Origin of the sequence: Streptomyces angustmyceticus (assembly GCF_019933235.1) — a bacterium.
GTDB lineage: Bacteria > Actinomycetota > Actinomycetes > Streptomycetales > Streptomycetaceae > Streptomyces > Streptomyces angustmyceticus.
The window spans coordinates 1,488,718-1,511,358 of record NZ_CP082945.1 but is presented as its reverse complement, the minus strand read 5'-3'; the positions used below and the strand labels follow the sequence as shown (position 1 = coordinate 1,511,358).

General features: G+C 71.5%; 19 protein-coding genes. 6 read left to right on the top strand and 13 right to left on the bottom strand.

The genetic code is table 11. The features are described 5' to 3' along the window. Nucleotides 1-62: 62 nt before the first annotated feature. The 9 genes from pssA to K7396_RS07040 form a co-directional block, all read right to left on the bottom strand. Nucleotides 63-923: a CDP-diacylglycerol--serine O-phosphatidyltransferase gene (gene pssA, locus K7396_RS07080; RefSeq protein WP_174886845.1), complete on the bottom strand. Its 861-nt coding sequence runs from the start codon at nt 921-923 to the stop codon at nt 63-65. Next, on the bottom strand, nt 910-1,557 hold the full coding sequence (locus tag K7396_RS07075; RefSeq protein WP_086716537.1) for a phosphatidylserine decarboxylase: 648 nt from the start codon (nt 1,555-1,557) through the stop codon (nt 910-912). The genes pssA and K7396_RS07075 overlap by 14 nt, the downstream gene beginning before the upstream one ends. 170 nt (nt 1,558-1,727) lie before the next feature. Continuing rightward, nucleotides 1,728-2,933: an acyl-CoA dehydrogenase family protein gene (locus tag K7396_RS07070; RefSeq protein ID WP_086716538.1), complete on the bottom strand. Its 1,206-nt coding sequence runs from the start codon at nt 2,931-2,933 to the stop codon at nt 1,728-1,730. Between the two features lie 2 nt (nt 2,934-2,935). Further along, nucleotides 2,936-3,460 carry a MaoC family dehydratase gene (locus tag K7396_RS07065; RefSeq protein WP_086716539.1) on the bottom strand — a complete coding sequence of 175 codons (525 nt, stop codon included), beginning with the start codon at nt 3,458-3,460 and terminating at the stop codon, nt 2,936-2,938. 5 nt (nt 3,461-3,465) lie between these two features. Then, nucleotides 3,466-4,440, bottom strand: coding sequence for an HpcH/HpaI aldolase/citrate lyase family protein (locus tag K7396_RS07060; protein ID WP_086716540.1), 975 nt, complete (start codon nt 4,438-4,440; stop codon nt 3,466-3,468). Continuing rightward, the gene (locus K7396_RS07055) at nt 4,437-6,473 is read right to left on the bottom strand and encodes a methylmalonyl-CoA mutase family protein (RefSeq protein ID WP_086716541.1); all 2,037 of its coding nucleotides are present in this window, start codon (nt 6,471-6,473) and stop codon (nt 4,437-4,439) included. The genes K7396_RS07060 and K7396_RS07055 overlap by 4 nt, the downstream gene beginning before the upstream one ends. Nucleotides 6,474-6,511: 38 nt before the next feature. After that, nucleotides 6,512-7,849 (bottom strand): crotonyl-CoA carboxylase/reductase, encoded by a 1,338-nt coding sequence (ccrA, locus tag K7396_RS07050; protein WP_086716542.1) that lies wholly within the window; start codon nt 7,847-7,849, stop codon nt 6,512-6,514. 555 nt (nt 7,850-8,404) lie between these two features. Beyond that, complete coding sequence (locus K7396_RS07045) at nt 8,405-9,208, bottom strand: TetR family transcriptional regulator (protein ID WP_086716544.1); 804 nt, start codon at nt 9,206-9,208, stop codon at nt 8,405-8,407. A 136-nt stretch (nt 9,209-9,344) separates the two neighbouring features. After that, the gene (locus K7396_RS07040) at nt 9,345-11,165 is read right to left on the bottom strand and encodes a 3-hydroxyacyl-CoA dehydrogenase family protein (protein ID WP_086716543.1); all 1,821 of its coding nucleotides are present in this window, start codon (nt 11,163-11,165) and stop codon (nt 9,345-9,347) included. A gap of 390 nt (nt 11,166-11,555) precedes the next feature. On the opposite strand from K7396_RS07040, the gene K7396_RS07035 reads away from it, so the two are divergent. Next, complete coding sequence (locus K7396_RS07035; RefSeq protein WP_223659708.1) at nt 11,556-12,287, top strand: HEAT repeat domain-containing protein; 732 nt, start codon at nt 11,556-11,558, stop codon at nt 12,285-12,287. Here the strand turns inward: K7396_RS07035 and K7396_RS07030 are convergent. Together K7396_RS07030 and K7396_RS07025 are read right to left on the bottom strand one after the other, a co-directional pair. Beyond that, entirely contained in the window at nt 12,218-12,637 is a 420-nt protein-coding gene (locus tag K7396_RS07030) for a GNAT family N-acetyltransferase (protein ID WP_152104324.1), read from the bottom strand. The two genes, K7396_RS07035 and K7396_RS07030, sit on opposite strands and share 70 nt — an antisense overlap. Further along, on the bottom strand, nt 12,634-13,683 hold the full coding sequence (locus tag K7396_RS07025) for an Rv2578c family radical SAM protein (protein ID WP_152104325.1): 1,050 nt from the start codon (nt 13,681-13,683) through the stop codon (nt 12,634-12,636). The genes K7396_RS07030 and K7396_RS07025 overlap by 4 nt, the downstream gene beginning before the upstream one ends. 159 nt (nt 13,684-13,842) lie before the next feature. On the opposite strand from K7396_RS07025, the gene K7396_RS07020 reads away from it, so the two are divergent. The 3 genes from K7396_RS07020 to K7396_RS07010 all read left to right on the top strand — a co-directional run bounded on the left by K7396_RS07020 (nt 13,843) and on the right by K7396_RS07010 (nt 17,940). Further along, a complete protein-coding gene (locus K7396_RS07020) occupies nt 13,843-14,286 on the top strand; it encodes an SRPBCC family protein (protein ID WP_086721736.1) in 444 nt (147 codons plus the stop codon). Between the two features lie 254 nt (nt 14,287-14,540). Further along, the gene (locus K7396_RS07015; protein ID WP_174886846.1) at nt 14,541-17,120 is read left to right on the top strand and encodes an MFS transporter; all 2,580 of its coding nucleotides are present in this window, start codon (nt 14,541-14,543) and stop codon (nt 17,118-17,120) included. A 142-nt stretch (nt 17,121-17,262) separates the two neighbouring features. After that, nucleotides 17,263-17,940: a PAS domain-containing protein gene (locus tag K7396_RS07010; protein ID WP_086720893.1), complete on the top strand. Its 678-nt coding sequence runs from the start codon at nt 17,263-17,265 to the stop codon at nt 17,938-17,940. Nucleotides 17,941-17,980: 40 nt separating this feature from the next. Here K7396_RS07010 and K7396_RS07005 read toward each other — a convergent pair whose 3' ends face one another. Together K7396_RS07005 and K7396_RS07000 are read right to left on the bottom strand one after the other, a co-directional pair. Beyond that, entirely contained in the window at nt 17,981-18,856 is an 876-nt protein-coding gene (locus K7396_RS07005; RefSeq protein WP_152104326.1) for a serine hydrolase, read from the bottom strand. Between the two features lie 314 nt (nt 18,857-19,170). Next, nucleotides 19,171-20,052: a helix-turn-helix domain-containing protein gene (locus K7396_RS07000; protein WP_152104327.1), complete on the bottom strand. Its 882-nt coding sequence runs from the start codon at nt 20,050-20,052 to the stop codon at nt 19,171-19,173. A 378-nt stretch (nt 20,053-20,430) separates the two neighbouring features. On the opposite strand from K7396_RS07000, the gene K7396_RS06995 reads away from it, so the two are divergent. Both K7396_RS06995 and K7396_RS06990 read left to right on the top strand, forming a co-directional pair. Continuing rightward, nucleotides 20,431-21,264: a M55 family metallopeptidase gene (locus K7396_RS06995; RefSeq protein ID WP_086716490.1), complete on the top strand. Its 834-nt coding sequence runs from the start codon at nt 20,431-20,433 to the stop codon at nt 21,262-21,264. Then, nucleotides 21,257-22,624 (top strand): M20/M25/M40 family metallo-hydrolase, encoded by a 1,368-nt coding sequence (locus K7396_RS06990; protein WP_086716480.1) that lies wholly within the window; start codon nt 21,257-21,259, stop codon nt 22,622-22,624. Before K7396_RS06995 ends, K7396_RS06990 begins: the two co-directional genes overlap by 8 nt. Nucleotides 22,625-22,641: the final 17 nt, after the last annotated feature.

The window sequence follows — 22,641 nt, the reverse complement described above, 5'->3', positions numbered from 1 at the left end:
ACGAACGCCGCGGGCCCCGGGCGAAAGAATTCGCTCGGGGCCCGCGGCGTTCGTGGTTCTCGCTAGGGGAGCTGTGCGGCGCGGGACTCGGCCCGCGACTCGCGGCGGTTGTCGCGGAAGGTGTTGACCCTCCGGGCCGTCGCGAACAGCGGGATCATCGCGCCCATGACCACCTGCAGGGCACAGCCGGTCTGCAGCAGCAGCTGGCCGCCGGGGGCGTCCAGCGCCCAGGCCGCGAGCATGCCCATGCTGAGCACGATCCAGCTGAGCATCGCCACCGCGAGCCGGCCCCGCGGCTTGGGGTACTCGACCCGGCTCACCATCAGCCAGGCCACCCCGACGATCGCCAGCAGCGTCGGCACGAACGGCAGCTCCAGCAGCACGATGGCGACGACGGTCAGGGCGCCGAACGGGCTCGGCATGCCCTGGAAGATGCCGTCACGCAGGGTGACGCAGGAGAACCGCGCGAGCCGGAGCACCACCGCCAGCAGCACCACGACCGCGGCCACCACCGACACCCGCTGGTGCGCGTCCTGGGCGACCATGCCCCAGGTCACGACGAAGTACGCGGGCGCCAGGCCGAAGCTGATCAGGTCGGAGAGGTTGTCGAGCTCGGCCCCCATCGCCGAGGCCCGCAGCTTGCGCGCCACCAGACCGTCGAAGAGGTCGAAGACCGACGCGAGCAGCATCAGGATCACGGCCATCGCCGCACTGTGCCGGGCCATCCCGCCGTCGTCGGTGCCCGTCAGATGCGGGATGAGGACCCCGGTGGTCGTGAAGTACACGGCCATGAAGCCGCAGATCGCGTTGCCGAGGGTGAGGGTGTCCGCTATCGACAGCCGCGTGGACAGCGGCATGTCGTCCTCGTCCTCGTCGGTCTCGGGCGCCCAGCCCGCCTGTGTCTCGGGATCAATCACGGTCAAGGCGTGTCACCCCCGCGGTAGTGGCCTGGCCGACCTCGACCGCGGCCTCGACGCCTTCCGGGAGGTAGACGTCGACGCGCGAGCCGAAACGGATCAGCCCGATCCGCTCGCCCTGCTCGACCTTGGTGCCCTGGGGCACGTAGGGGACGATGCGGCGGGCCACCGCGCCGGCGATCTGCACCATCTCGATGTCGCCGAGCTCGGTGTCGAAGTGCCAGACCACCCGCTCGTTGTTCTCGCTCTCCTTGTTGAACGCCGGGACGAACCCGCCGGGGATGTGCTCCACGGACGTCACCGTGCCGGCCAGCGGCGCGCGGTTGACGTGGACGTTCAGCGGGCTCATGAAGATCGCGACGCGGGTGCGCCCGTCCTTCCACGGCATGATGCTCTGCACCACGCCGTCGGCCGGGGAGATGACGCGGCCCTGAGCGATCTCCCGCTCCGGGTCGCGGAAGAACCACAGCATGCCCGCCGCCAGTGCGGTGGTGGGCACGGCAACGGCGGCCCAGCGTCCCGACCGGCGGGACCGGGCGAGGCTGACCGCTGCCGTGGCAACGGTCGGCAGGAGCCACGGCGACGCTCCGCGCGCGAGGCGGACGCTACCGCGTGATGCAGAGGATTGGCTGTGGGGCATGGATGACCTTCGTAGCGGAGGATGCCGCGTATGGATACGGGGGACGGCGGCTTTCCGGGGATGCTATCGGTTACAAGCGGCAACTGGCCAAGAGCCAGAGCCAATCCGTGGCCGAAGAACGATGACGGGGTGTGATCTTCGTCTAGGACAAAGCACCCCGAACGGGACGTTCAGCCCTGGATCCGGTACTCCTCGAGTAGCCGTCGCCCAATGATCATTTTCTGGATCTCGGCGGTTCCTTCGCCGATCAGGAGCATCGGGGCCTCGCGGTAGAGCCGCTCGATCTCGTACTCCTTGGAGAAGCCGTAACCGCCGTGGATGCGGAAAGCGTCTTCCACTACCTCCTTGCAGTACTCGGAGGCCAGGTACTTCGCCATGCCCGCTTCGAGGTCGTTTCGCTGGCCCGAGTCCTTTTTGCGAGCGGCATTAACCATCATCGCATGCGCCGCTTCGACCTTTGTCGCCATTTCCGCCAGTTTGAACTGGATGGCCTGGTGCTGGGCGATCGGCTTGCCGAAGGTGTGTCGCTGCTGCGCGTACGAAACACCCAGCTCGAACGCGCGCTGTGCCACACCGCAGCCGCGGGCCGCCACATTCACCCGGCCGACCTCGACGCCGTCCATCATGTGATAGAAGCCACGTCCGGTCTCGCCGCCGAGCACCCGATCGGCCGGGATCCGCAGCCCGTCCATGATCAGCTCGGTGGTGTCGACGCCCTTGTAGCCCATCTTGTCGATCTTGCCCGGAATGGTGAGACCGGGGCGCACCTCGCCGAAGCCGGCCTCCTTCTCCACGAGGAAGGTCGTCATCGACTTGTGCGGCGCGGTGCCCTCCGGGTGGCCCTCGTCCGTCCGGCACAGCACCGCGACGAGGGTGGACGAACCGCCGTTGGTGAGCCACATCTTCTGGCCGTTGAGGACGTACTCGTCGCCGTCGCGGACACCCTTGGAGGAAATGGCCGAAACGTCCGAGCCCAGCGCCGGCTCCGACATCGAGAAGGCGCCCCGGATCTCACCGGCCGCCATCTTCGGCAGGAAGTAGTCCTTCTGCTCCTGCGTGCCGTGCTGCTTGAGCATGTACGCCACGATGAAGTGGGTGTTGATGATGCCCGAGACGCTCATCCAGCCGCGGGCGATCTCCTCGACGGTCAGCGCGTAGGTGAGCAGCGACTCGCCCAGCCCGCCGTACTCCTCGGGGATCATCAGGCCGAACACGCCGAGTTCCTTCAGGCCCTCGACGATCTGCGACGGGTACTCGTCGCGGTGCTCCAGTTCCGTGGCGACCGGAATGATCTCCTTGTCCACGAAGTCGCGGACGGTGGAGAGGATTTCCCGCTGGATGTCGGTCAGGCCCTCGGTCTGCGCGAGACGGGTCATGGCTACTTCTCCTTCTTGGCCGGCGGGGCCTGCAGCTCCGGGCGGCCGGGCTGCTCGCCGCCGCGCTCCTTGATGTAGGTGGCCGTGGGGACCATGACCTTGCGCCGGAAGACGCAGACCAGGGTGCCGTCCTGCTTGTAGCCCTTGGTCTCCACGTGCACGATGCCGCGGTCCGTCTTGGAGCGGGAGGGCGTCTTGTCGAGCACGGTGGTCTCGCCGTAGATCGTGTCGCCGTGGAAGGTGGGCGCCACGTGCTTCAGCGACTCGATCTCCAGGTTGGCGATGGCCTTCCCGGAGACGTCGGGCACCGACATGCCCAGCAGCAGCGAGTAGATGTAGTTGCCGACGACGACGTTCTTGCCGAAGTCGGTGGTCCGCTCGGCGTAGTTGCTGTCCATGTGCAGCGGGTGGTGGTTCATCGTGAGCAGGCAGAAGAGGTGGTCGTCGTATTCGGTGACGGTCTTCCCCGGCCAGTGCTTGTACACATCGCCGACGGTGAACTCTTCATAGGTACGGCCGAACTGCATGGTGCTTATGCCTCCGGGGCCTCGAACTTGGAACTGCGGGCCATGCCGGCGGCCCGGCCCTTGCCGGCGATGACCAGCGCCATCTTCCGGCTCGCCTCGTCGATCATCTCGTCGCCGAGCATCGCGGAGCCCTTGGCCCCGCCCGCCTCCGAGGTGTGGTACTCGTAGGCGTCCAGGATCAGCTCGGCGTGGTCGTAGTCCTCCTGGGAGGGGGAGAACACCTCGTTGGCGGCCTCGACCTGACCCGGGTGCAGCACCCACTTGCCGTCGAAGCCGAGGGCGGCGGCGCGGCCGGCGACCTCGCGATACCCGTCAATATTCTTGATCTGAAGGTACGGGCCGTCGATGGCCTGCAGATCGTAGGTGCGTGCCGCCATCAGAATGCGCATCAGAATGTAGTGATAGGCATCCGCGCCATAGCCGGGCGGCTGCTCGCCGACCACCAGGGACTTCATGTTGATGGAGGCCATGAAGTCGGCCGGGCCGAAGATGATGGTCTCCAGGCGCGGTGAGGCACCGGCGATCGCGTCGACGTTCACCAGGCCCTTGGCGTTCTCGATCTGTGCCTCGATACCGATCCGGCCGGCCTCGAAGCCCATGGTCTTCTCGATCTGCGTCAGCAGCAGGTCCAGCGCCACGATCTGCTGGGCGTCCTGGACCTTCGGCAGCATGATGCAGTCGAGGTTCTGCCCCGCGCCCTCGACGACCGTGATGACGTCCCGGTAGGTCCAGTGCGTCGTCCAGTCGTTGACCCGTACGACCCGGGTCTTGCCCGTCCAGTCGCCCTCGTTCAGCGCCTCGACGATGTGGTGGCGGGCGCCCTCCTTGGCGAGCGGCGCACAGGCGTCCTCCAGGTCCAGGAAGACCTGGTCGGCCGGGAGGCCCTGGGCCTTCTCCAGGAAGCGCGGGTTGCTGCCGGGGACCGCGAGACAGGAGCGGCGCGGGCGCAGCCGGGACACCGGGGGTGCGGCCTCGGTCATGCGGGGACCTCCAGGGGGTCGAGCTGGTTCGCTTTCCGGATCTCGTCGACGATACGGCCGATGATCTCCGTAATACCGAAGTCCTTGGGGGTGAACACGGCCGCCACTCCGGCTTCCCGGAGCGCTGCCGCATCGGCGGAGGGGATGATGCCGCCGACGATCACCGGTATGGGAGGGCCGCCAGGCCCGGGAGTGGTGTCGACGCCGGTGCGCCGCAGCCGGTCCAGGACGTCCGGGACCAGCTCGGCGTGCGAGCCGGACAGGATCGACAGGCCCACGCAGTGCACGTCCTCGGCGACCGCGGCCGAGACGATCTGCTCCGGGGTCAGCCGGATGCCCTGGTAGATCACCTCGAAGCCGGCGTCCCTGGCCCGTACGGCGATCTGCTCGGCACCGTTGCTGTGGCCGTCCAGGCCGGGCTTGCCGACCAGCAGCCGCAGCTTTCCGCTGCCGAGTTCGGCGGCGGTCTTGGCGACCTTCTCGCGGACCTCGGCGAGCGGGCTGCCCTCCTCGGCGGCGACCGCCAGGGGAGCGCTGGAGACGCCCGTGGGGGCCCGGAACTCGCCGAAGACGTCCCGCAGCGCCCAGGCCCACTCGCCGGTCGTCACGCCGGCGCGGGCGCACTCCAGGGTGGCCGCGAAGAGGTTGCCGTCGCCGGCCGCGGTCTTCTTCAGTGCCGAGAGCGCGTCCTGCGCCCGGACCTCGTCGCGGTTGTCCCGCCACTCGTGCAGGGCCTGCACCACGCGCGCCTCGTTGGCCGGGTCGACGGTCATGATCGCGGTGTCGAGGTCCGCGGTGAGCGGGTTGGGCTCGGTGCCCTCGAAGCAGTTGACGCCGACGATCTTCTCCTCGCCGGCCTCGATCCGGGCCCGCCGCTCGGCGTGCGCGGTGACCAGCTGCGACTTGAGGTAGCCGGACTCCACCGCGGCCATCGCGCCGCCCATCTCCTGGATCCGCTCGATCTCCGCCAGGCAGTCCTCGACCAGGGCGTCGACCTTGGCCTCGATGACGTGCGAGCCGGCGAAGATGTCCTCGTACTCCAGCAGGTCGCTCTCGTGGGCGAGGACCTGCTGGATGCGCAGCGACCACTGCTGGTCCCAGGGCCGCGGCAGCCCCAGCGCCTCGTTCCAGGCGGGGAGCTGCACGGCGCGGGCGCGGGCGTCCTTGGAGAGCGTGACGGCCAGCATCTCCAGGACGATCCGCTGGACGTTGTTCTCCGGCTGCGCCTCGGTCAGGCCGAGCGAGTTGACCTGGACGCCGTAGCGGAACCGGCGCTGCTTGTCGTTCTCGATGCCGTAGCGCTCGCGGGTGATCTTGTCCCAGATGCGGCCGAAGGCGCGCATCTTGCACATCTCCTCGACGAAGCGGACGCCGGCGTTCACGAAGAACGAGATACGGGCCACGACATCACCGAACTTCTCCGGCGGCACCTGCCCGGAGTCCCGTACCGCGTCCAGCACCGCGATGGCGGTGGACATGGCGTAGGCGATCTCCTGGACCGGTGTGGCCCCCGCCTCCTGCAGGTGGTAGCTGCAGATGTTGATCGGGTTCCACTTGGGGATGTGCGCCACCGTGTACGTGATCATGTCGGTGGTCAGCCGGAGCGAGGGTCCCGGCGGGAAGACGTGCGTCCCGCGCGAGAGGTACTCCTTGACGATGTCGTTCTGCGTCGTCCCCGACAGCTTGGAGATGTCGGCACCCTGCTCCTCGGCGACCACCTCGTACAGCGCCAGCAGCCACATGGCCGTCGCGTTGATGGTCATCGAGGTGTTCATCTGGTCCAGGGGTATGTCCTGGAACAGCCGTCGCATGTCGCCGAGGTGGGACACCGGGACCCCGACCCGGCCGACCTCGCCGCGGGCGAGGATGTGGTCGGGGTCGTAACCGGTCTGCGTCGGGAGGTCGAACGCGACCGACAGACCCGTCTGGCCCTTGGCGAGATTACGCCGGTACAGCTCGTTGGACGCCTCGGCGGTGGAGTGGCCGGCGTAGGTCCGCATCAGCCACGGACGATCCTTCTGACGCTCAGTCATATCAGGCCCGAATCTTCCTGGTCCGGAGTCCGAGGTGCTCAGACGTTCCGGAAGCGGTTGATGGCGTCGAGGTGCTTGGCGCGCATTTCCTCGTCACGCACGCCCATGCCCTCCTCGGGGGCCAGTGCCAGCACGCCGACCTTGCCCTGGTGGAGGTTGCGGTGCACGTCGTACGCCGCCTGTCCGGTCTCCTCGAGGCTGTACGTCTTCGACAGTGTCGGGTGGATCTTGCCCTTGGCGATCAGGCGGTTGGCCTCCCACGCCTCGCGGTAGTTGGCGAAGTGCGAGCCGACGATCCGCTTCAGCGACATCCACAGGTAGCGGTTGTCGTACTGGTGGTTGTAGCCCGAGGTGGAGGCGCAGGTGACGATGGTGCCGCCCTTGCGGGTGACGTAGACGGACGCGCCGAAGGTCTCCCGGCCGGGGTGCTCGAAGACGATGTCCACGTCCTCGCCGCCGGTCAGTTCGCGGATGCGCTTGCCGAAGCGCTTCCACTCCTTGGGGTCCTGGTTGTGGTCGTCCTTCCAGAACTTGTAGCCCTCGGCGTTGCGGTCGATGATCGCCTCGGCGCCCATCTGGCGGCAGATCTCCGCCTTCTGGTCGGAGGAGACCACGCAGATCGGGTTGGCGCCACCGGCCAGCGCGAACTGGGTGGCGTACGAGCCGAGTCCGCCGCTGGCGCCCCAGATCAGGACGTTGTCGCCCTGCTTCATCCCCGCGCCGTTCTGCGAGACGAGCTGGCGGTAGGCGGTCGAGTTGACCAGACCGGGCGACGCCGCCTCCTCCCAGCTCAGGTGCTTGGGCTTGGGCATCAGCTGGTTGGACTTGACCAGTGCGATCTCGGCCAGGCCGCCGAAGTTGGTCTCGAAGCCCCAGATCCGCTGCTCGGGGTCGAGCATCGTGTCGTTGTGGCCGTCGGAGGACTCCAGCTCGACGGACAGGCAGTGCGCGACCACCTCGTCGCCGGGGCCCCAGGCGTTGACGCCGGGCCCGGTGCGCAGGACCACGCCGGCCAGGTCGGAACCGATGACGTGGTACGGGAGGTCGTGCCGCTTGGTGAGGGGGGAGAGCTTGCCGTAGCGCTCCAGGAACCCGAACGTCGACACCGGCTCGAAGATCGAGGTCCACACGGAGTTGTAGTTCACGGAGGAGGCCATGACGGCCACCAGCGCCTCGCCCGGGCCCAGCTCGGGCACCGGCACCTCGTCGACGTGCAGCGACTTGCGGGGGTCCTTCTCCTTGCTTTCGAGGCCGGCGAACATCTCGGCCTCGTCCTTGTGCACGGTCACCGCGCGGTAGGACTCGGGGATGGTCAGGCCGGCGAAGTCGGCGCTGGTGGTGTCAGGCGCGAGGATTGCGTCCAGGATTTCGTTCACGGGGTGCCTCCGGCGGTTGGGGCCTCCCCGGCCCGGCAAGTGCGGCGGGCTCGGGGAACCGTTGAGGGAAACGGTTTGGGGGAACGTCGGGGGTGGTGCAGAGGTGGTGCCGTCGGTTCGGCCGGGGCGGCGCCGCTTCCGTCGCCTCTGCGGGGGTCGCAGAGCCGTCGGCCGCGAAGCCTGGCAGCGCTTGGTGAGCGCGGTTCCCGGCAACAGCCGGGACGTGCCTGTGACGCAGGCATCCGGGCGGACAGCCGCGTACGGCTGGTGGGACAGCCGGCGCGCGTTGGTTCTCAGCACGCCGGCCGCCCGGACACCTTCAACGTATGACACCGCGTGCCAGGCGACAAGACACTGAGTGCCAAGAATTTCTCTCAGATGTCATCCGGACGGCACGCATGAGCAAAAGAGGGCCGATGGGAGCCCTGGATGTCACGCAAAGAAAAGGCGCATGTGCGCAGCGTGTGCGGGGGTGGCGTTACGCCATCCGTGTCGCGGCCCGGTCCGCCCAAGGGCGCCGGGCCGCGCTCGTCTCCGGTTCGGGCCCGGGGGCCGTTACTTGCGTTCCTTGATGGCCTTGCGGATGGTGCGCATGACCTCGTCCAGCGGGGCGTCCGTGCGGGCCACCGCGACCAGCACCTCGCCCTCCCGCGAGACGGCCGCCGGGGGGTTCTCCCCGCTGCCGGTGCGGCCCGCGCCGATGCCGGCGCCGAAGGTCTCCCGGACGATCTCGAAGGCGTGGTCGAGCTGCGCCTCGACATCGCCCTGGGCGTCGGCCCGCAGCCAGCGCCGCAGCACATGGTTGTGCGCGGTGACCACGGCGGACGCCGCGACCTCGGCGAGCAGCGGATCGTCGTCGCCCTCGCGGTGCGCCCCCTCGTCGAAGTGGCCCAGGAGATAGCGCGTGAACAGCCGCTCGTAGCGGGCCACCGAGGCGATCTCGGCCTCCCGCAGGGTGGGGACCTCGCGGGTCAGGCGGTAGCGGGCCACCGACACGGCCGGGGAGGCCGCGTACATCCGCATGACCTCCTTGATCCCGCGGCAGACCGTGTCCAGCGGGTTCTCGTGCGGCGGAGCGGCGTCCAGGACGGCCTCCGCACGGACGAGGGTGTCGTCGTGGTCGGGGAAGATCGCCTCTTCCTTGGAGCGGAAGTGGCGGAAGAAGGTCCGCCGGGCGACGCCCGCGGCGGCCGCGATCTCGTCGACCGTCGTCGCCTCGTAGCCCTTGGTCGCAAACAGTTCCATCGCCGCCGCCGACAATTCGCGGCGCATTTTGAGCCGTTGCGCGGCCGCCCGGCGGGTGCCGGGAGTGACGGCGTCGGGGGTGTCGGAGGGTGGCGTGCGAGCGGGCTGGGACATGTGGGGACGGTACTGCATATTTACGCGACCTGCGGCATGAGGTGCGGCCCTCGTCCCCGTGAGCGGGGGTGGACCGCCGTCGGGTTCCAGCAGTCCACCCCACCCTCCCCCGGCCGGGCCGGGGTGCCGCCACGCGTCAGCGCCGGGCGTACTCACGGAAGCCGCGGCCGGTCTTGCGGCCGAGGCAGCCCGCGGCGACGAGGTGCTCCAGCAGCGGCGCCGGGGCCAGCCCGGGGTCGCGGAACTCCGCGTGCAGCACCTTCTCGATGGCCAGCGAGACGTCCAGGCCGACGACGTCGAGGAGTTCGAAGGGGCCCATCGGGTAGCCGCCGCCGAGCTTCATGGCGGCGTCGATGTCGTCCAGGGACGCGTAGTGCTCCTCGACCATCTTGATCGCGTTGTTCAGGTACGGGAACAGCAGCGCGTTCACGATGAAGCCGGCCCGGTCGCCGCAGTCCACGGGGTGCTTGCGGACCTTGGCGCAGACCGCCCGCACGGTGGCGTGGACGTCGTCGGCCGTCAGGACCGTACGGACCACCTCGACCAGCTTCATGGCGGGTGCCGGGTTGAAGAAGTGCATCCCGATGACGTCCTCGGGGCGCGAGGTGGCGCGGGCGCAGGCCACGACCGGCAGCGACGAGGTGGTGGTGGCCAGGACCGCGCCCGGCTTGCAGACCTTGTCCAGGGTCTTGAACAGCTCCTGCTTGACCGCCAGGTCCTCGGCCACCGCCTCGACCGCGAGGTCCACGTCCGCGAACGCGTCCAGCGACCCGGCCGGGGTGATCGCGGCCAGCGCGGTGTCCCGGGCCTCGGCGCTCATCCGGCCCTTGTCCACCGAGCGGCCCAGCGACTTGGCGATCCGGGCCTTGGCCTTCTCGGCCTTCTCCAGGCTGCGGGCGGCCAGCACGACCTTGTAGCCCGCCTTGGCGAAGACCTCGGCGATGCCGCTGGCCATCGTCCCGGAGCCGGCCACGCCGACGCCGGTGACGCTCCGCCCGCCGGCCAGCTCGTCGGCGGCCGCCGGGCTCTCCGCGTCCGGCACGACCGTGGTGCTGCCCGGCGCGTCGTACGTGTAGAAACCGCGGCCCGCCTTGCGGCCGGTCAGGCCCGCCTCGGCGAGCTGGCCCAGGATCGGCGCGGGGGCGTGCAGCCGGTCCTGGGACTCGGCGTACATCGCCTCCAGGACCGTCCGCGCGGTGTCCACGCCGATCAGGTCCAGCAGCGCCAGCGGGCCCATCGGCAGGCCGCAGCCGAGCCGCATCGCGGCGTCGATGTCCTCGCGGGTGGCGTACTTGGACTCGTACATCGCCGCGGCCTGGTTCAGGTAGCCGAACAGCAGGCCGTCCGCGACGAAGCCGGGGCGGTCACCCACCGCGATCGGGTCCTTGCCCAGGGCGTGGGCCAGCTCCGTGACGGCCGCGACCGCGGCCGGCGCGGTGAGCACGGACGAGACCACCTCGACCAGCTTCATGGCCGGCGCGGGGTTGAAGAAGTGCACACCGAGCACCCGCTCGGGGCGCTGCGAATCGGCGGCCAGCCGGGTCACGGACAGGGCGTTGGTGCCGGTGGCGAGGATGGTGTCCGGGCGGACCACGGCGTCGAGCCCCGCGAAGACCTGCCGCTTGAGCTCGTAGTCCTCGGGCACGACCTCGATGACGAGATCGGCGTCCGCGGCGGCCTGCAGGTCGGTGAAGGTGCGGAAGCGGGCCAGGATGTCCTGCCGCTCCCGCTCGGTGATCCGCTCGCGTCGCACCGCGCGGGCGGTGGTGGCTTCGAGGGCCGTGACGGCGTGCCGGGCCGCGGCCTCGTCGGTGTCGATGCCGATGACCTCGCGGCCGGCCCGGGTCAGCACCTCGGCGATACCGGTACCCATGGTGCCCAGGCCGACGACGGCCACGGTGGAAAGGGACAGGGGGGAGGCTTCAGTTGAGAGATCTGGGGTGGACTGAGGGCCCATCGCGAGACTCCTGAGGGTGTTCCCCTGGCAGCAGGGGAGAAGTGACGACTGGGGGTGTCCGCAGGGCGCGGTACCTGTCGTACGCGGCGGCGGAGATGCGGCGGTGAACCGCGGGAGCCGCAGCGCCGCAGGAACGCCTGCGGTGCGGGAGCCGCGGCGGGCCCTGTCCCGGGGCCGTGCCGTGTGCTCCGTACTGATGTCGTGCTGTGCGGTGCCGAACCGACTTCACTCTGTGGCGGCTGCGTCACCAGGCCGCCCGAGCAGTGGTGCTGCTCGTTCCAGCAGGTTAACCGGTGAGTAACCAGAGCGCCAGGGGTAGCGGGGGTCATTAGGCTGTGGTGCAGGCCACGTCGCGGGAACCGGGGCGGCCCGGCGGGAGGGGATCGGCAAATGGAAGAGGAATTCCACGAGTTGACGGACCGGGTGCGGACCGAACTCCGCTCCCCACAGGATCTGGTCGCCTACGAACGGTTGCTGGGGCTGGCCCGCAAGAACACCCCGGCCGGGCGGGAGGAACTCGCCCGGATGCTGGTCGCCGTCGAACGTCCGCTGTGGGCCAGGGAGATCGCCGCCTTCGTCCTCGGCTGCGCCGGCGACAAGCGGGCCTTCGAGACGCTCGTGCTGCTGCTGAACTACCGCGACCCGGTGCGCTGCGCCACCGCCGCGCACGCCCTGGGCCGCCTCGGCGACCCCCGCACCGCCCGCGCCGCCGCCGCACTCGCCACCAACCCGCTGCGCACCGCCTACGCCCTGCACCCGGTCCGGCTGCTGGCCGAACTCCGCGCGCCGCAGTCCGTGCCCGCGCTGATCGCGACCCTGGAGCGGCTGCTGACCCCGCACAACCCCTACTGGCGGGTGGCGCTCGCCTGCGTCGAGGGCCTGGGCGCGCTGGGCGACCGCCGCGCGGTCCCCACGCTCACCACGGCCGTCGCCCACCCCCGCCTGGCCGCCGCCGCGGCGGCGTCACTGGCCCGGCTCGGGGTCCACGAGGACGCACCGGCACAGCCCGGCCCCGGGACGACGGGAGCCGACGCCGGACCCGGAGGCCCGGCTCAGGACGCCGAGCGCGGCGAGGGGGCCGCCGGCGGCCCGTCCGGTCCGGGCGTCAGCGGGCGGCGGTAGCGCACCTCGGGGACGTTGCGGCCGCCCACCTCGTACGCCTGCTGTGCGCCGTCCGGCACGAATCCCGCCCGCTCGTAGAACCGCCGGGCGTGGGTGTTGCCGCGCACCACCCACAAATGCAGCGCGCGGTAGCCGTTCGCCCGGGCGCGGGCTGTGCCGGCGGTCAGCAGGGCGCGCCCCACGCCGGTGCCGATCAGATCGGGCGTCACGTAGAGGGCGAGCAGCTCACCCGCGGTCGGCCGGGGTGCGGGCAACTCCGCGGGCTCCGGCGCGGGATCGGGGTCCCCGGCCGGTCCGAATTCCCGGGGCCGGCGGGCCGGGCGGCGGGCGGGGGCCGGCCCGCCGGTCATATCAGGGTCAGTTGGGTGGGGCCCGGGGGAGAGCCGGGGCGGTCGTCCGCGGGGGCGCCGGGCGGGGCGGGGGCGGGGTCCGCCGGCGCGATCCCGCGGGCCGCGCCGGGGCGGGAGGGCCCGATGCCGTACTCCGCGGCGAACTCGTGGACCTGGCGGGTGATCCGGCGCTGGTACCAGGTGGGGGCGTAGGCGCCGTCGCGGTACATCGTCCGGTAGCGCCCCACCAGCTGCGGGTGGTGGTCGGCCAGCCACGCCATGAACCACTCCCGGGCGCCGGGCCGCAGATGCAGCACGAGCGGGGTGACGGAGCCGGCGCCGGCCTCGGCGATGGCGCGCACCGTGGCCCGCAGCTGCTCCGGCGCGTCCCCGAGGAAGGGGATCACCGGCGCCATCAGCACACCGCAGGGGATGCCGTGCGCGGTGAGCGTGCGCACCACGTCCAGCCGGCGCTCCGGCGCCGGGGTGCCGGGCTCGACCGTGCGCCACAGTTCGCGGTCCAGGAAGCCGACGGAGACGGAGATGCCGACGTCGGTGACCTCGGCGGCCTGCCGCAGCAGCGCCAGGTCCCGCAGGACGAGGGTGCCCTTGGTGAGGATCGAGAAGGGGTTGGCGTGGTCGCGCAGCGCCGTGATGATGCCGGGCATCAGGCGGTAGCGGCCCTCGGCGCGCTGATAGCAGTCGACGTTCGTGCCCATGGCGACGTGGTCGCCGCGCCAGCGCCGCCCGGCCAGTTCCCGGCGCAGCAGCTCGGGAGCGTTGACCTTCACCACGATCTGCGAGTCGAAGTCCTGCCCGGTGTCCAGATCGAGATAGCCGTGCGTCTTGCGCGCGAAGCAGTACACACAGGCGTGGCTGCAGCCGCGGTAGGGGTTCACGGTCCATTCGAACGGCATCCGGGACGCGCCCGGCACCCGGTTCAGGATCGAGCGGGCGCGCACTTCGTGAAAGGTGATCCCGCGGAATTCGGGGGTGTCGACCGTGCGGCTGACGACGTCCGCGCCGAACAGCGCGGACCGGCCGTCGCCGAGGTTGTCCCAGCGCATCGGGCCTCCTTCGGGAACCAGCAGAGCCCCCCCCTGCGCCATAATAGAACACATGTTCCCTTCGGGCTCGGCGGCCCTGAATTTGGGTGCGCCGCCCCGGGGTGGTTGGCTTGGCGGCGCATCGCAGCACCGGCAGCCGAGTACTGGAGGACCACACACATGGGGCAGGTCGAAGCCATCACGCAGCGCGAGATCGCGGCGGACCCGGAGGACGTGTTCGACGCGCTCGCCGACTACTCCGGCACGCGCCCGCAGCTGCTGCCCGAGCACTTCAGCGAGTACGAGGTCCGGGAGGGCGGCGACGGCAAGGGCACCCTCGTCCACTGGAAGCTCCAGGCCACGAGCAAGCGGGTGCGCGACTGCCTGCTGGACATCGACGAGCCGACCGAGGGCCAGCTCGTGGAGAAGGACCGCAACTCCTCGATGGTGACCACCTGGGTCGTCACCCCGGCCGGCGAGAAGCGCGCCAGGGTCGTCGTCACCACCACCTGGCAGGGCGCCGGCGGCATCGGCGGCTTCTTCGAGCGGACCTTCGCGCCCAAGGGGCTGGGCCGGATCTACGACAGCATCCTCGACAAGCTCGCCGCCCACGTCGCGAAGTGATCGGCCTGCCCCACCCGTCACCCTGAGCGTTTGCCGTCACACTCACCGGTTCGGGTGGTTTCCGGTGGGCCCGAGGCGTCCGGCCCGCCGGAACGCCTCGGTACGGAAAGCCCTGATGGGAGCCCAAGAGGCGCTCCGGGCACCGCACTTGACGTCCCTCCCCGCCCCGCACGCACCCTTTCGCCGCGGTTGATCGGTGTTGTCGCCCAATGCGAGAAATTGGGCGGCAACAGGCGTGACGAGGGGAGCAGCACGTGGGCGGGACCACCCTGAGCGAGCGGGACGGGCGGGCCGGGCGGACCGGCCCGCCCGTCGCCGGTGCGGCCGCGGGTCCGGCCGGGACCGCGGCCCCGGCCGCGCACGGCGCCCCGCAGGACCCGGCCCCCGGCGTACCCCCGGAACCCGCCCCCGGCGCGCCGGCGCCGCTCGGCCCCGGCCGCCTCCGCCTGGTCGTCCTCGGCCTGATGCTCGCGCTGCTGCTGGCGGCCCTCGACCAGACCGTCGTCGCCACCGCGCTCCCCAAGATCGTCGGCGAGCTGCACGGCCTGGGCCGGATGTCCTGGGCGGTGACGTCCTACCTCCTCGCCTCCACCATCGGACTGCCCCTCTACGGCAAGCTCGGCGACCTCTTCGGCCGCAAGCCCGTCTTCCTCTTCGCCATCCTGGTCTTCACCGTCGGCTCGGCGCTGACCGGCTGGTCGCGGACGATGGACGAACTGATCGCCTTCCGCGCCGTCCAGGGCGTCGGCGGGGGCGGGCTCATGATCGGCGTGCAGGCGATCATCGCCGATGTCGTACCGCCACGGGCCCGCGGCCGCTACATGGGCCTGATCGGCGCCGCCTTCGGGATCGCCTCCGTGGCCGGACCGCTGATCGGCGGTTTCTGCACCGACCACGCCTCCTGGCGCTGGTGCTTCTACCTCAACGTCCCGTTCGGCGTGCTGACGTTCCTGGTCATCGCCCTCGTCCTGAGGCTGCCCCGGCCGGCGCGCCGCGCCCGGCTGGACATCACCGGCGCGCTGCTGCTCGCCGCGTTCTCCACCTGCCTGGTCCTGCTCACCAGTTGGGGCGGCACCGAGTACGCCTGGAGTTCGCGGGTCGTCCTCGGGCTCGGCGCCGGTGCGCTCGGCTGCGCCCTGCTGTTCCTCGCCGTCGAGCACCTCGCGGCCGAACCGCTGCTCCCGCTGCGGCTGTTCCGCGACCCGGTCTTCAACCTCACCGGCCTGATCGGCGCCGTCATCGGCGTCGCGCTCTTCGGCGCCGCCGGCTACCTGCCGACCTTCCTGCAGATGGTCGACGGGGCGACGGCCACCGAGTCCGGGCTGCTGATGCTGCCCATGATGGGCGGCATCGTCCTCGCCTCCCTGGCCTCCGGGCAGTTGATCAGCCGCACCGGGCACTACCGGGCCTACCCCGTCCTGGGCTGCGCCGCGGCCGCCGCGGGGATGTGGCTGCTGTCGCGGCTGCGGCCGGACACCCCGCGCGAGGTCTACAGCCTCTGGATGGGCCTCCTCGGTCTCGGCATCGGTCTCGTGCTGCCGGTGCTGGTGGTCGCCGTGCAGAACTCCGTACGCGCCGCCGACCTCGGCACCGCCACCAGCGCCAACAACTACTTCCGGCAGATCGGCGGCAGCGTCGGAGCGGCCGTCTTCGGCACCCTCTTCGCCGACCGGCTGGCCCGCGGGCTCGGCGAGCGGCTGCCGGGGACGGCGCGGCTGCCCGACCCGGAGTCGATCACCCCGCAACTGGTGCGCGCCCTGCCCGCCCCGCTGCGCGACGGCTATATCGCGGCGTATGCGCACGCCATGCCGGGGATCTTCCGCTACCTCGTGCCGGTGCTCGTCCTGGGCCTCGTGCTCGCCCTCTTCCTGAAAGAGAAACCCCTGGTGTCCCACGCCTCCCCTGCCCCGCAGACCTCCCCGACCCCGCAGCCCCCGTACGGCGAGCCGCTCGCCTCCGCCGCCGTGCCCCCGGCCCGTTCCACGACCGACGCGACCGCCCCCGACTCCCACGACACCAGGGCGAGTTACCCGCGCACGCACGGCTACGGCGCCGCCGGCGTGCCGCCCGTCACGCCCGGCGTCCCGGTGTGCGGCACCGTCCAGCACCACGACGGCAGCATCGTGCCGCGCGCCGCGCTCACCCTCATCGACGTCGCCGGCCGCCAGGTCGGCCGCGGCGCCACCGGTGACGACGGGCGCTACGCCCTGAGCACCCCGGGAGCCGGCTCGTATGTGCTGATCGCGGCGGCCGGCGGGCACCAGCCGCAGGCCGTCAGCGTCACCGTCGGCGAGCGGCCGGTCGAGCTGGACGTCGTGCTCGGCGGCGCGGGGCGCCTCGCGGGCACCGTCACCACCGCAGACGGCACGCCCGTGCGCGACGCCATGGTCACCCTCACCGATGTCCGCGGCGAGGTCGTCGCCACCACCCGCAGCGGACGCGAAGGCGGCTATGTCATCGGGGAGCTGGTGGCCGGCGAGTACACGCTCGCCTCCAGCGCGCCCGCGTTCCGCCCCGCCGCCCTGCCGGTGACCGTGCAGGCGTCGCGGGAGACCCGCCAGGACATCGAACTGGCCGGCGGCGCGGTGCTGCGCGGGACGGTACGGGCCGGCGGCGGCCGCCCGGTCGAGGACGCCCGGGTCACCCTCCTGGACGCCGGGGGCAATGTCGTCGACACCGCGACCACCGGGTCCGACGGGCTGTTCCGCTTCGTGGACCTGTCGGCCGGCGAGTACACCGTCATCGCCGCCGGATACCCGCCGGTGGCCACCGTCCTGCGGATGGCGGGCGGCGGCCGCACGGAGCGCGACCTCCAACTGGGGCACGAGGACTGAGCACCGGGCGACGGCTGCGGCGGACGGTGCGCACGGTACGCGGGCGGCACTCCCTCTTCGGGGAATGCCGCCCGCCGTACCGGGCGGCGGTCGTACCGTGGTGGGGGTGGTGCACGGCCGGTGTACGAAGGAGCAACCACCCATGGAGCGTGGCCCGTCGAACGGCGACGACCCGACCCTCGCGGCGCCCGTGCCCCGGGACGCGGTGCCCGCACGGATTCCGCTGGCGGTCGTGGTGGTGGGCGCGGACGGCCGGATCGCCCACTGGAGCAGCGGCGCCCACCGGCTCTTCGGATCCACCCCCGAGGAAGCGGTGGGCGCCCCCGCCGTCGATCTGATGCCGGTCACCGGCGCGCTGGGCGACAAGGGGTGGGACGGGCGGACGAGCGGCCCCGGGACGGGCAGCGGCTACGACGAGTGCAACGGGCCCGGCGGGGAGGACACGTGGTCCTGCGGCGTCTGCCCCACCGCCGGCCGGGCCCGGATGGCCGCCGCGGGAACCGGCCCGGTGGACCTGCTGTGGTGGGCCTACCCCCTGGTGGGCCCCGGCGCCGGACGGATCCTCGTCCTCGCGGTGGCCGCCGACCGGCTGCCCGGCGAGGGCGCTACGGGGAACGGCGCGGGGCCCGAGCGCTTCGCGCCCGCCTTCGGGCCGCACACCGAGGTGCCCGGCGCCGCGGACCTGGCCCGCAGACTGCCGGAGATCCTGCCGGCCATAAGTCCCAGGGAGAGCGCCCGGATCGTCGCCCGGATCCTCGAACTGGGCTGCCCGGTACTGGAGGTCAGCCTCCAGGAACGGTTCCCGGTGACCCTGGACTGAGCGGCACGGCCGCGCCCCACGGCCCCGCGGCCCCCGGGCGTCAGTGCGTCAGATCGCGGTGGACGACCCGGGCGGCGCTCTCGACGGTGTCGATGCCGTAGTCCATGGTGCGGTTGCCGGTGGAGAGGACGGCCAGGCCGTAGTCGTGGCCGGTGCAGGTGAAGGTGCCGACGCTGTTCACGCGCCAGCCGCCGGTGTCGCGCGGCAGCCAGCCGTTCTTCACGTGCACGGACGTCTCGGCGGGGGCGCCGGCGGGGACTCCCCAGCGCTGGTCGGCCTCGACCCGGTGCATCAGGTCGAGGGCGTAGCCGCGGGAGGACGCGGTGAGCACCGTGTTGTCCGTGGTGAGCAGCTGCATCAGCCTGAGCTGGTCGCCGGCGGTGACCTGGGTGAGGCCCCAGGCCCTGCCCGCGCCGGGGACGGTGTGCCGCATACCGGCGAGGGACAGGAAGTGCTTGACGCCGGCCGCGCCGATCTGGTGCCAGAGGGCGGAGGTGGCGGCGTTGTCCGACTTGGTGATCATGTCGGTGGTCAGCTTCACCTCGTGCGGGGTCAGCGCGCGGTGCGTCTCCTGGGCCTGCCGCAGCAGGGCCCCGAGCACCGTGACCTTCACCACACTCGCCGAGTCGAAGTGGGCGCCGGGCTTGAACTCGCAGTGGGTGCGGGTCGGCCGGTCGTAGAGCGCCAGTGCCGAGGAGCCCTTGCGTCCGTGGAGCGCGTCGGCGAGGTCCTGGGACAGCGCGGGCGCCAGGCCGGGCTTCCCGGAGGTGCACACGACCCTGGAGTCGCCCACCGGCGTACTGGCGGTGCTGGCCGAGGCCGAGGTCGCCGTGGTGAGTGCCGTGAGCAGTGCTCCGGCGACCACGGCCGCGGCCAGCCCGCGGCGCGTGCGGGTCGCTGTGCGTGATCCGTGCATGGAGGTGTGTCCTGTCCCGCTGGGTATCGGAGGCCCGCGAAGGGGCGGCCGGCCTCGGGCGACCGACGGTGCGCCGGGCCTGGGCGGCCGCGCGGCGGCCGGGGTCCCGGACGAGAGGTCACGGTGACGATACGGGGCGGGGGAAGGGGACGCTCCGGACGGATGGGCTGGAATGTCCGTATTTATGCGGTATGTCGTGGTGTGACTTTCGACAAACCGGACGGGTGGGCAGGGGGTGGCGTGCAGGGGGCGGACGGGAGGTGGTCAGGGGGTGGGCTTTGTGGGGTGGGACGGGGTGGTCGGGGGTCGTTTCCTCAGGGGCGGGGCAGGGCCTTGCGGGCCTTGCCGACGGCACGGGGGCGGCGGGTGGCGGCCGCGCGGCGCCGGCGCGCCCCGGCCATGAGCTGGCGGCTGCGGAGTGCCATCTCGATCTCGAAGCGGGTCCGCGGGTCGCGGAGGCGGGACCCGAAGAGCTTCTCGAGCTGGCGCATCCGGTAGCGCACCGTCTGCGGGTGGATGCTGAGCGCCTTGGCCACCTCCGGTGCCCCCATGCCGCCGAGCCAGGCCAGCAGGGTGGCTTCGAGCCGCTCGCACCGCTCCGGCGTCAGTCCCGCCAAGGGGCTCAGATGGCGGGCGATCAGGGTGCGGGAGAGCGATTCGTCCTGGAGGAGCAGGAGGGCGGAGAGGTGGTCGTCGACGAACATCACGCCGGCCTCCGGCCCGTCGTGCGGGGACGCCAGGTCCAGCAGCCGCGACGCGGAGCGCGCGGAAGCGGCCGCCTCGTGCGCCGGTACGGCGTGGCCGACCACCGCGGCGCGGTGCCGCAGGACGCCCTTCAGCCGGGCCCGTCCGCTCTTGCCGTCGGCGAGCTGGGCGGGGATCAGCAGCCCGGGCGCCTCGTCCGGCGCGCTGACCAGACAGTCGCCCAGCGCGGACGCCACGAGGTGGATGTCGGTGTTGGTGCGCAGCATGATCGCGCGCACCTTGTCGGGCAGCGGCCGGCCGCGGCGCAGTACGTCCTCGATGAGGCGGGTGACCTGCTGGTGACCCCCTCGTTCGATGACTTCCCGGAAGCCTGGGTTGCGATCGCAAAGTGTTTGCGCGATCAGATCGGTCAGGATCGCGAGTTGGTCGTCTTCGCTGTCGGCCCGGATGCCGCATTGCGGTAAGGCGTCGTTGAGGGCTTCGCTCACCATTCTGCCTCTGTTTCATCGCGTGGGAAGCTGGTCCGGCCTGTTCTACCTCACCTGGCACGTGCCGTCGGCAGCTGACAGAACTCGTTCGGAAGTCCTTACGGATTCCGTCGGAAGCTCTTCCGCTTTGCGACAGAAACTGTGTGAGATGCGGCGCCACAAGAGCGTACCCCCAGGTTCCGCTTGGAAGGAATCGTGTTGCTCAGACGAAGAAATCGTGATGCCGCCGCCAACGCGCCCGCCCCGGAACGTCCTGGACGGGGTGTCAGCCCAGGGGTGCTGGTTAGGCTGGTGAGCCGTCCGGGCCCTGCGAACGCGAGGTGAACGCGTGCCGTCAGGGACCGTGCGTACCGCCTCCTACCTGCGATAGGACTGGTGAATGTGAAGATCCTCATCTCCGCGGACATGGAGGGCGCCACCGGCGTGACCTGGCCCGCCGATGTGCTCCCCGGCACCCCCCAATGGGAGCGCTGCCGCCGGATGTTCACCTCCGACGTGAACGCGGCGATCGCCGGATTCTTCGATGGCGGCGCCGAGGACGTCCTGGTCAACGAGGCGCACTGGACAATGCGCAACCTGCTGCTGGAACAGCTCGACGAACGGGCGCAGATGCTCACCGGGCGACACAAATCGCTCAGCATGGTCGAGGGCGTGCAGCACGGCGATGTCGACGGCATCGCCTTCGTCGGCTACCACACGGGTGCGGGCACCGAAGGTGTCCTGGCTCACACCTACCTCGCCAACACCGTCACCGGCGTCTGGGTCGACGGCATCCGCGCGAGCGAGGGCTATCTGAACTCCCTCGTGGTCGCCGAGTTCGGGGTGCCGGTGGTGCTGGTCACCGGCGACGACCGCACCTGCCAGGACGCGCTGGGCTACGCCCCGCAGGCGCCCGCCGTGGCGGTCAAGGACTATGTGTCGCGCTATGCGGCGGTGTGCCGGCCGCCGGCCCGTACGGCGGCCGGGATCCGGGCCGCGGCCCGCAAGGGGGCGGCGCTGGCGGTGCGTCATGAACCGACCCGGGGCGGGCCGTTCCGGGTCGAGTTGGAGTTCGACGCCGAGCATCTGGTGGGCGCGGCGACCTGCGTTCCCGGCGTGGAGCGAACGGAAGAGCGCCGCGTTGCGTATACCAGTGGGGACATGTACGAGGCGATCCGATGCTTCAAGGCCGTCACGACCGTCGTGTCGTCCGCCGTGGAGGAGCAATATGGCTGAGCGTGCGGCAGGAGCCGGGGAGCCGGCGGCCGGACAGGCCGGCGGCGTCGGTCAGCAGGCGCTCGACGAGGTGGTGCGGTTCACCTCCGAGCTGATCCGGATCGACACGAGCAACGCCGGTGACGGCGCCTGCCGCGAGCGGCCGGCCGCCGAGTACGTCGCCGAGCGGCTGGCCGGTGCCGGGACGGCACCGACGCTGCTGGAGCGCAGCAGGGGTCGCACGAACGTGGTCGCCCGCATCGAGGGCACCGACCCGGGGGCCGACGCCCTGCTGGTCCACGGCCATCTCGACGTGGTCCCCGCCGAGCCCGCCGACTGGAGCGTGCACCCCTTCTCCGGCGAGGTCCGCGACGGCGTGGTCTGGGGCCGGGGCGCCATCGACATGAAGAACATGGACGCGATGGTGCTCGCCGTCGTACGGGACTGGGCCCGCAGCGGGGTGCGGCCGCGGCGCGACATCGTGCTGGCCTTCACCGCCGACGAGGAGGCCAGCGCCGAGGACGGCTCCGGATTCCTGGCCGACCGGCACCCCGGGCTCTTCGACGGCTGTACCGAGGGCATCAGCGAGTCCGGGGCCTTCACCTTCCACGCGGGCGGCGGGCGGCGGCTCTACCCGGTCGCGGCGGGGGAGCGCGGCACGGCCTGGCTGAAGCTGACCGCCCGGGGCCGGGCGGGGCACGGCTCGAAGGTCAACCGCGAGAACGCCGTCAGCAGGCTGGCCGCGGCCGTGGCCCGGATCGGCGCGTACGAGTGGCCGGTCCGCCTCACCCCGACCGTGCGGGCCGCGCTGGACGAACTCGCCGCGCTGCACGGCATCGAGGCGGACGTCGACGCGCCCGACTTCGACGTCGACGCGCTGCTCGGCGCCCTCGGCCCGGCCGCCAAGCTCGTCGAGCCGACCGTCCGCAACAGCGCCAACCCGACGATGCTGTCGGCCGGTTACAAGGTCAACGTGATCCCGGGAGCGGCCGTCGCCCACGTCGACGGCCGGGTGGTGCCCGGTGGCGAGGACGAGTTCCGCGCCACCCTGGACGAGCTCACCGGACCCGACGTGAGCTGGGAGTACGACCACCGCGAGGTCGCGCTGCAGGCCCCGGTCGACGCCCCGGCGTACGCCGCGATGCGCGCCGCCATCGAGCGCTTCGACCCGGACGGCCATGTCGTGCCGTACTGCATGTCCGGCGGCACGGACGCGAAACAGTTCTCCCGGCTGGGCATCACCGGCTATGGTTTCTCGCCGCTCAAACTGCCCGAGGGGTTCGACTACCAGGCACTCTTCCACGGCGTGGACGAGCGCGTGCCCGTCGAGGGACTGCACTTCGGTGTCCGGGTGCTCGACCACTTCCTGCGCACCGTCTGACCGGCCGGCGGCTGCCC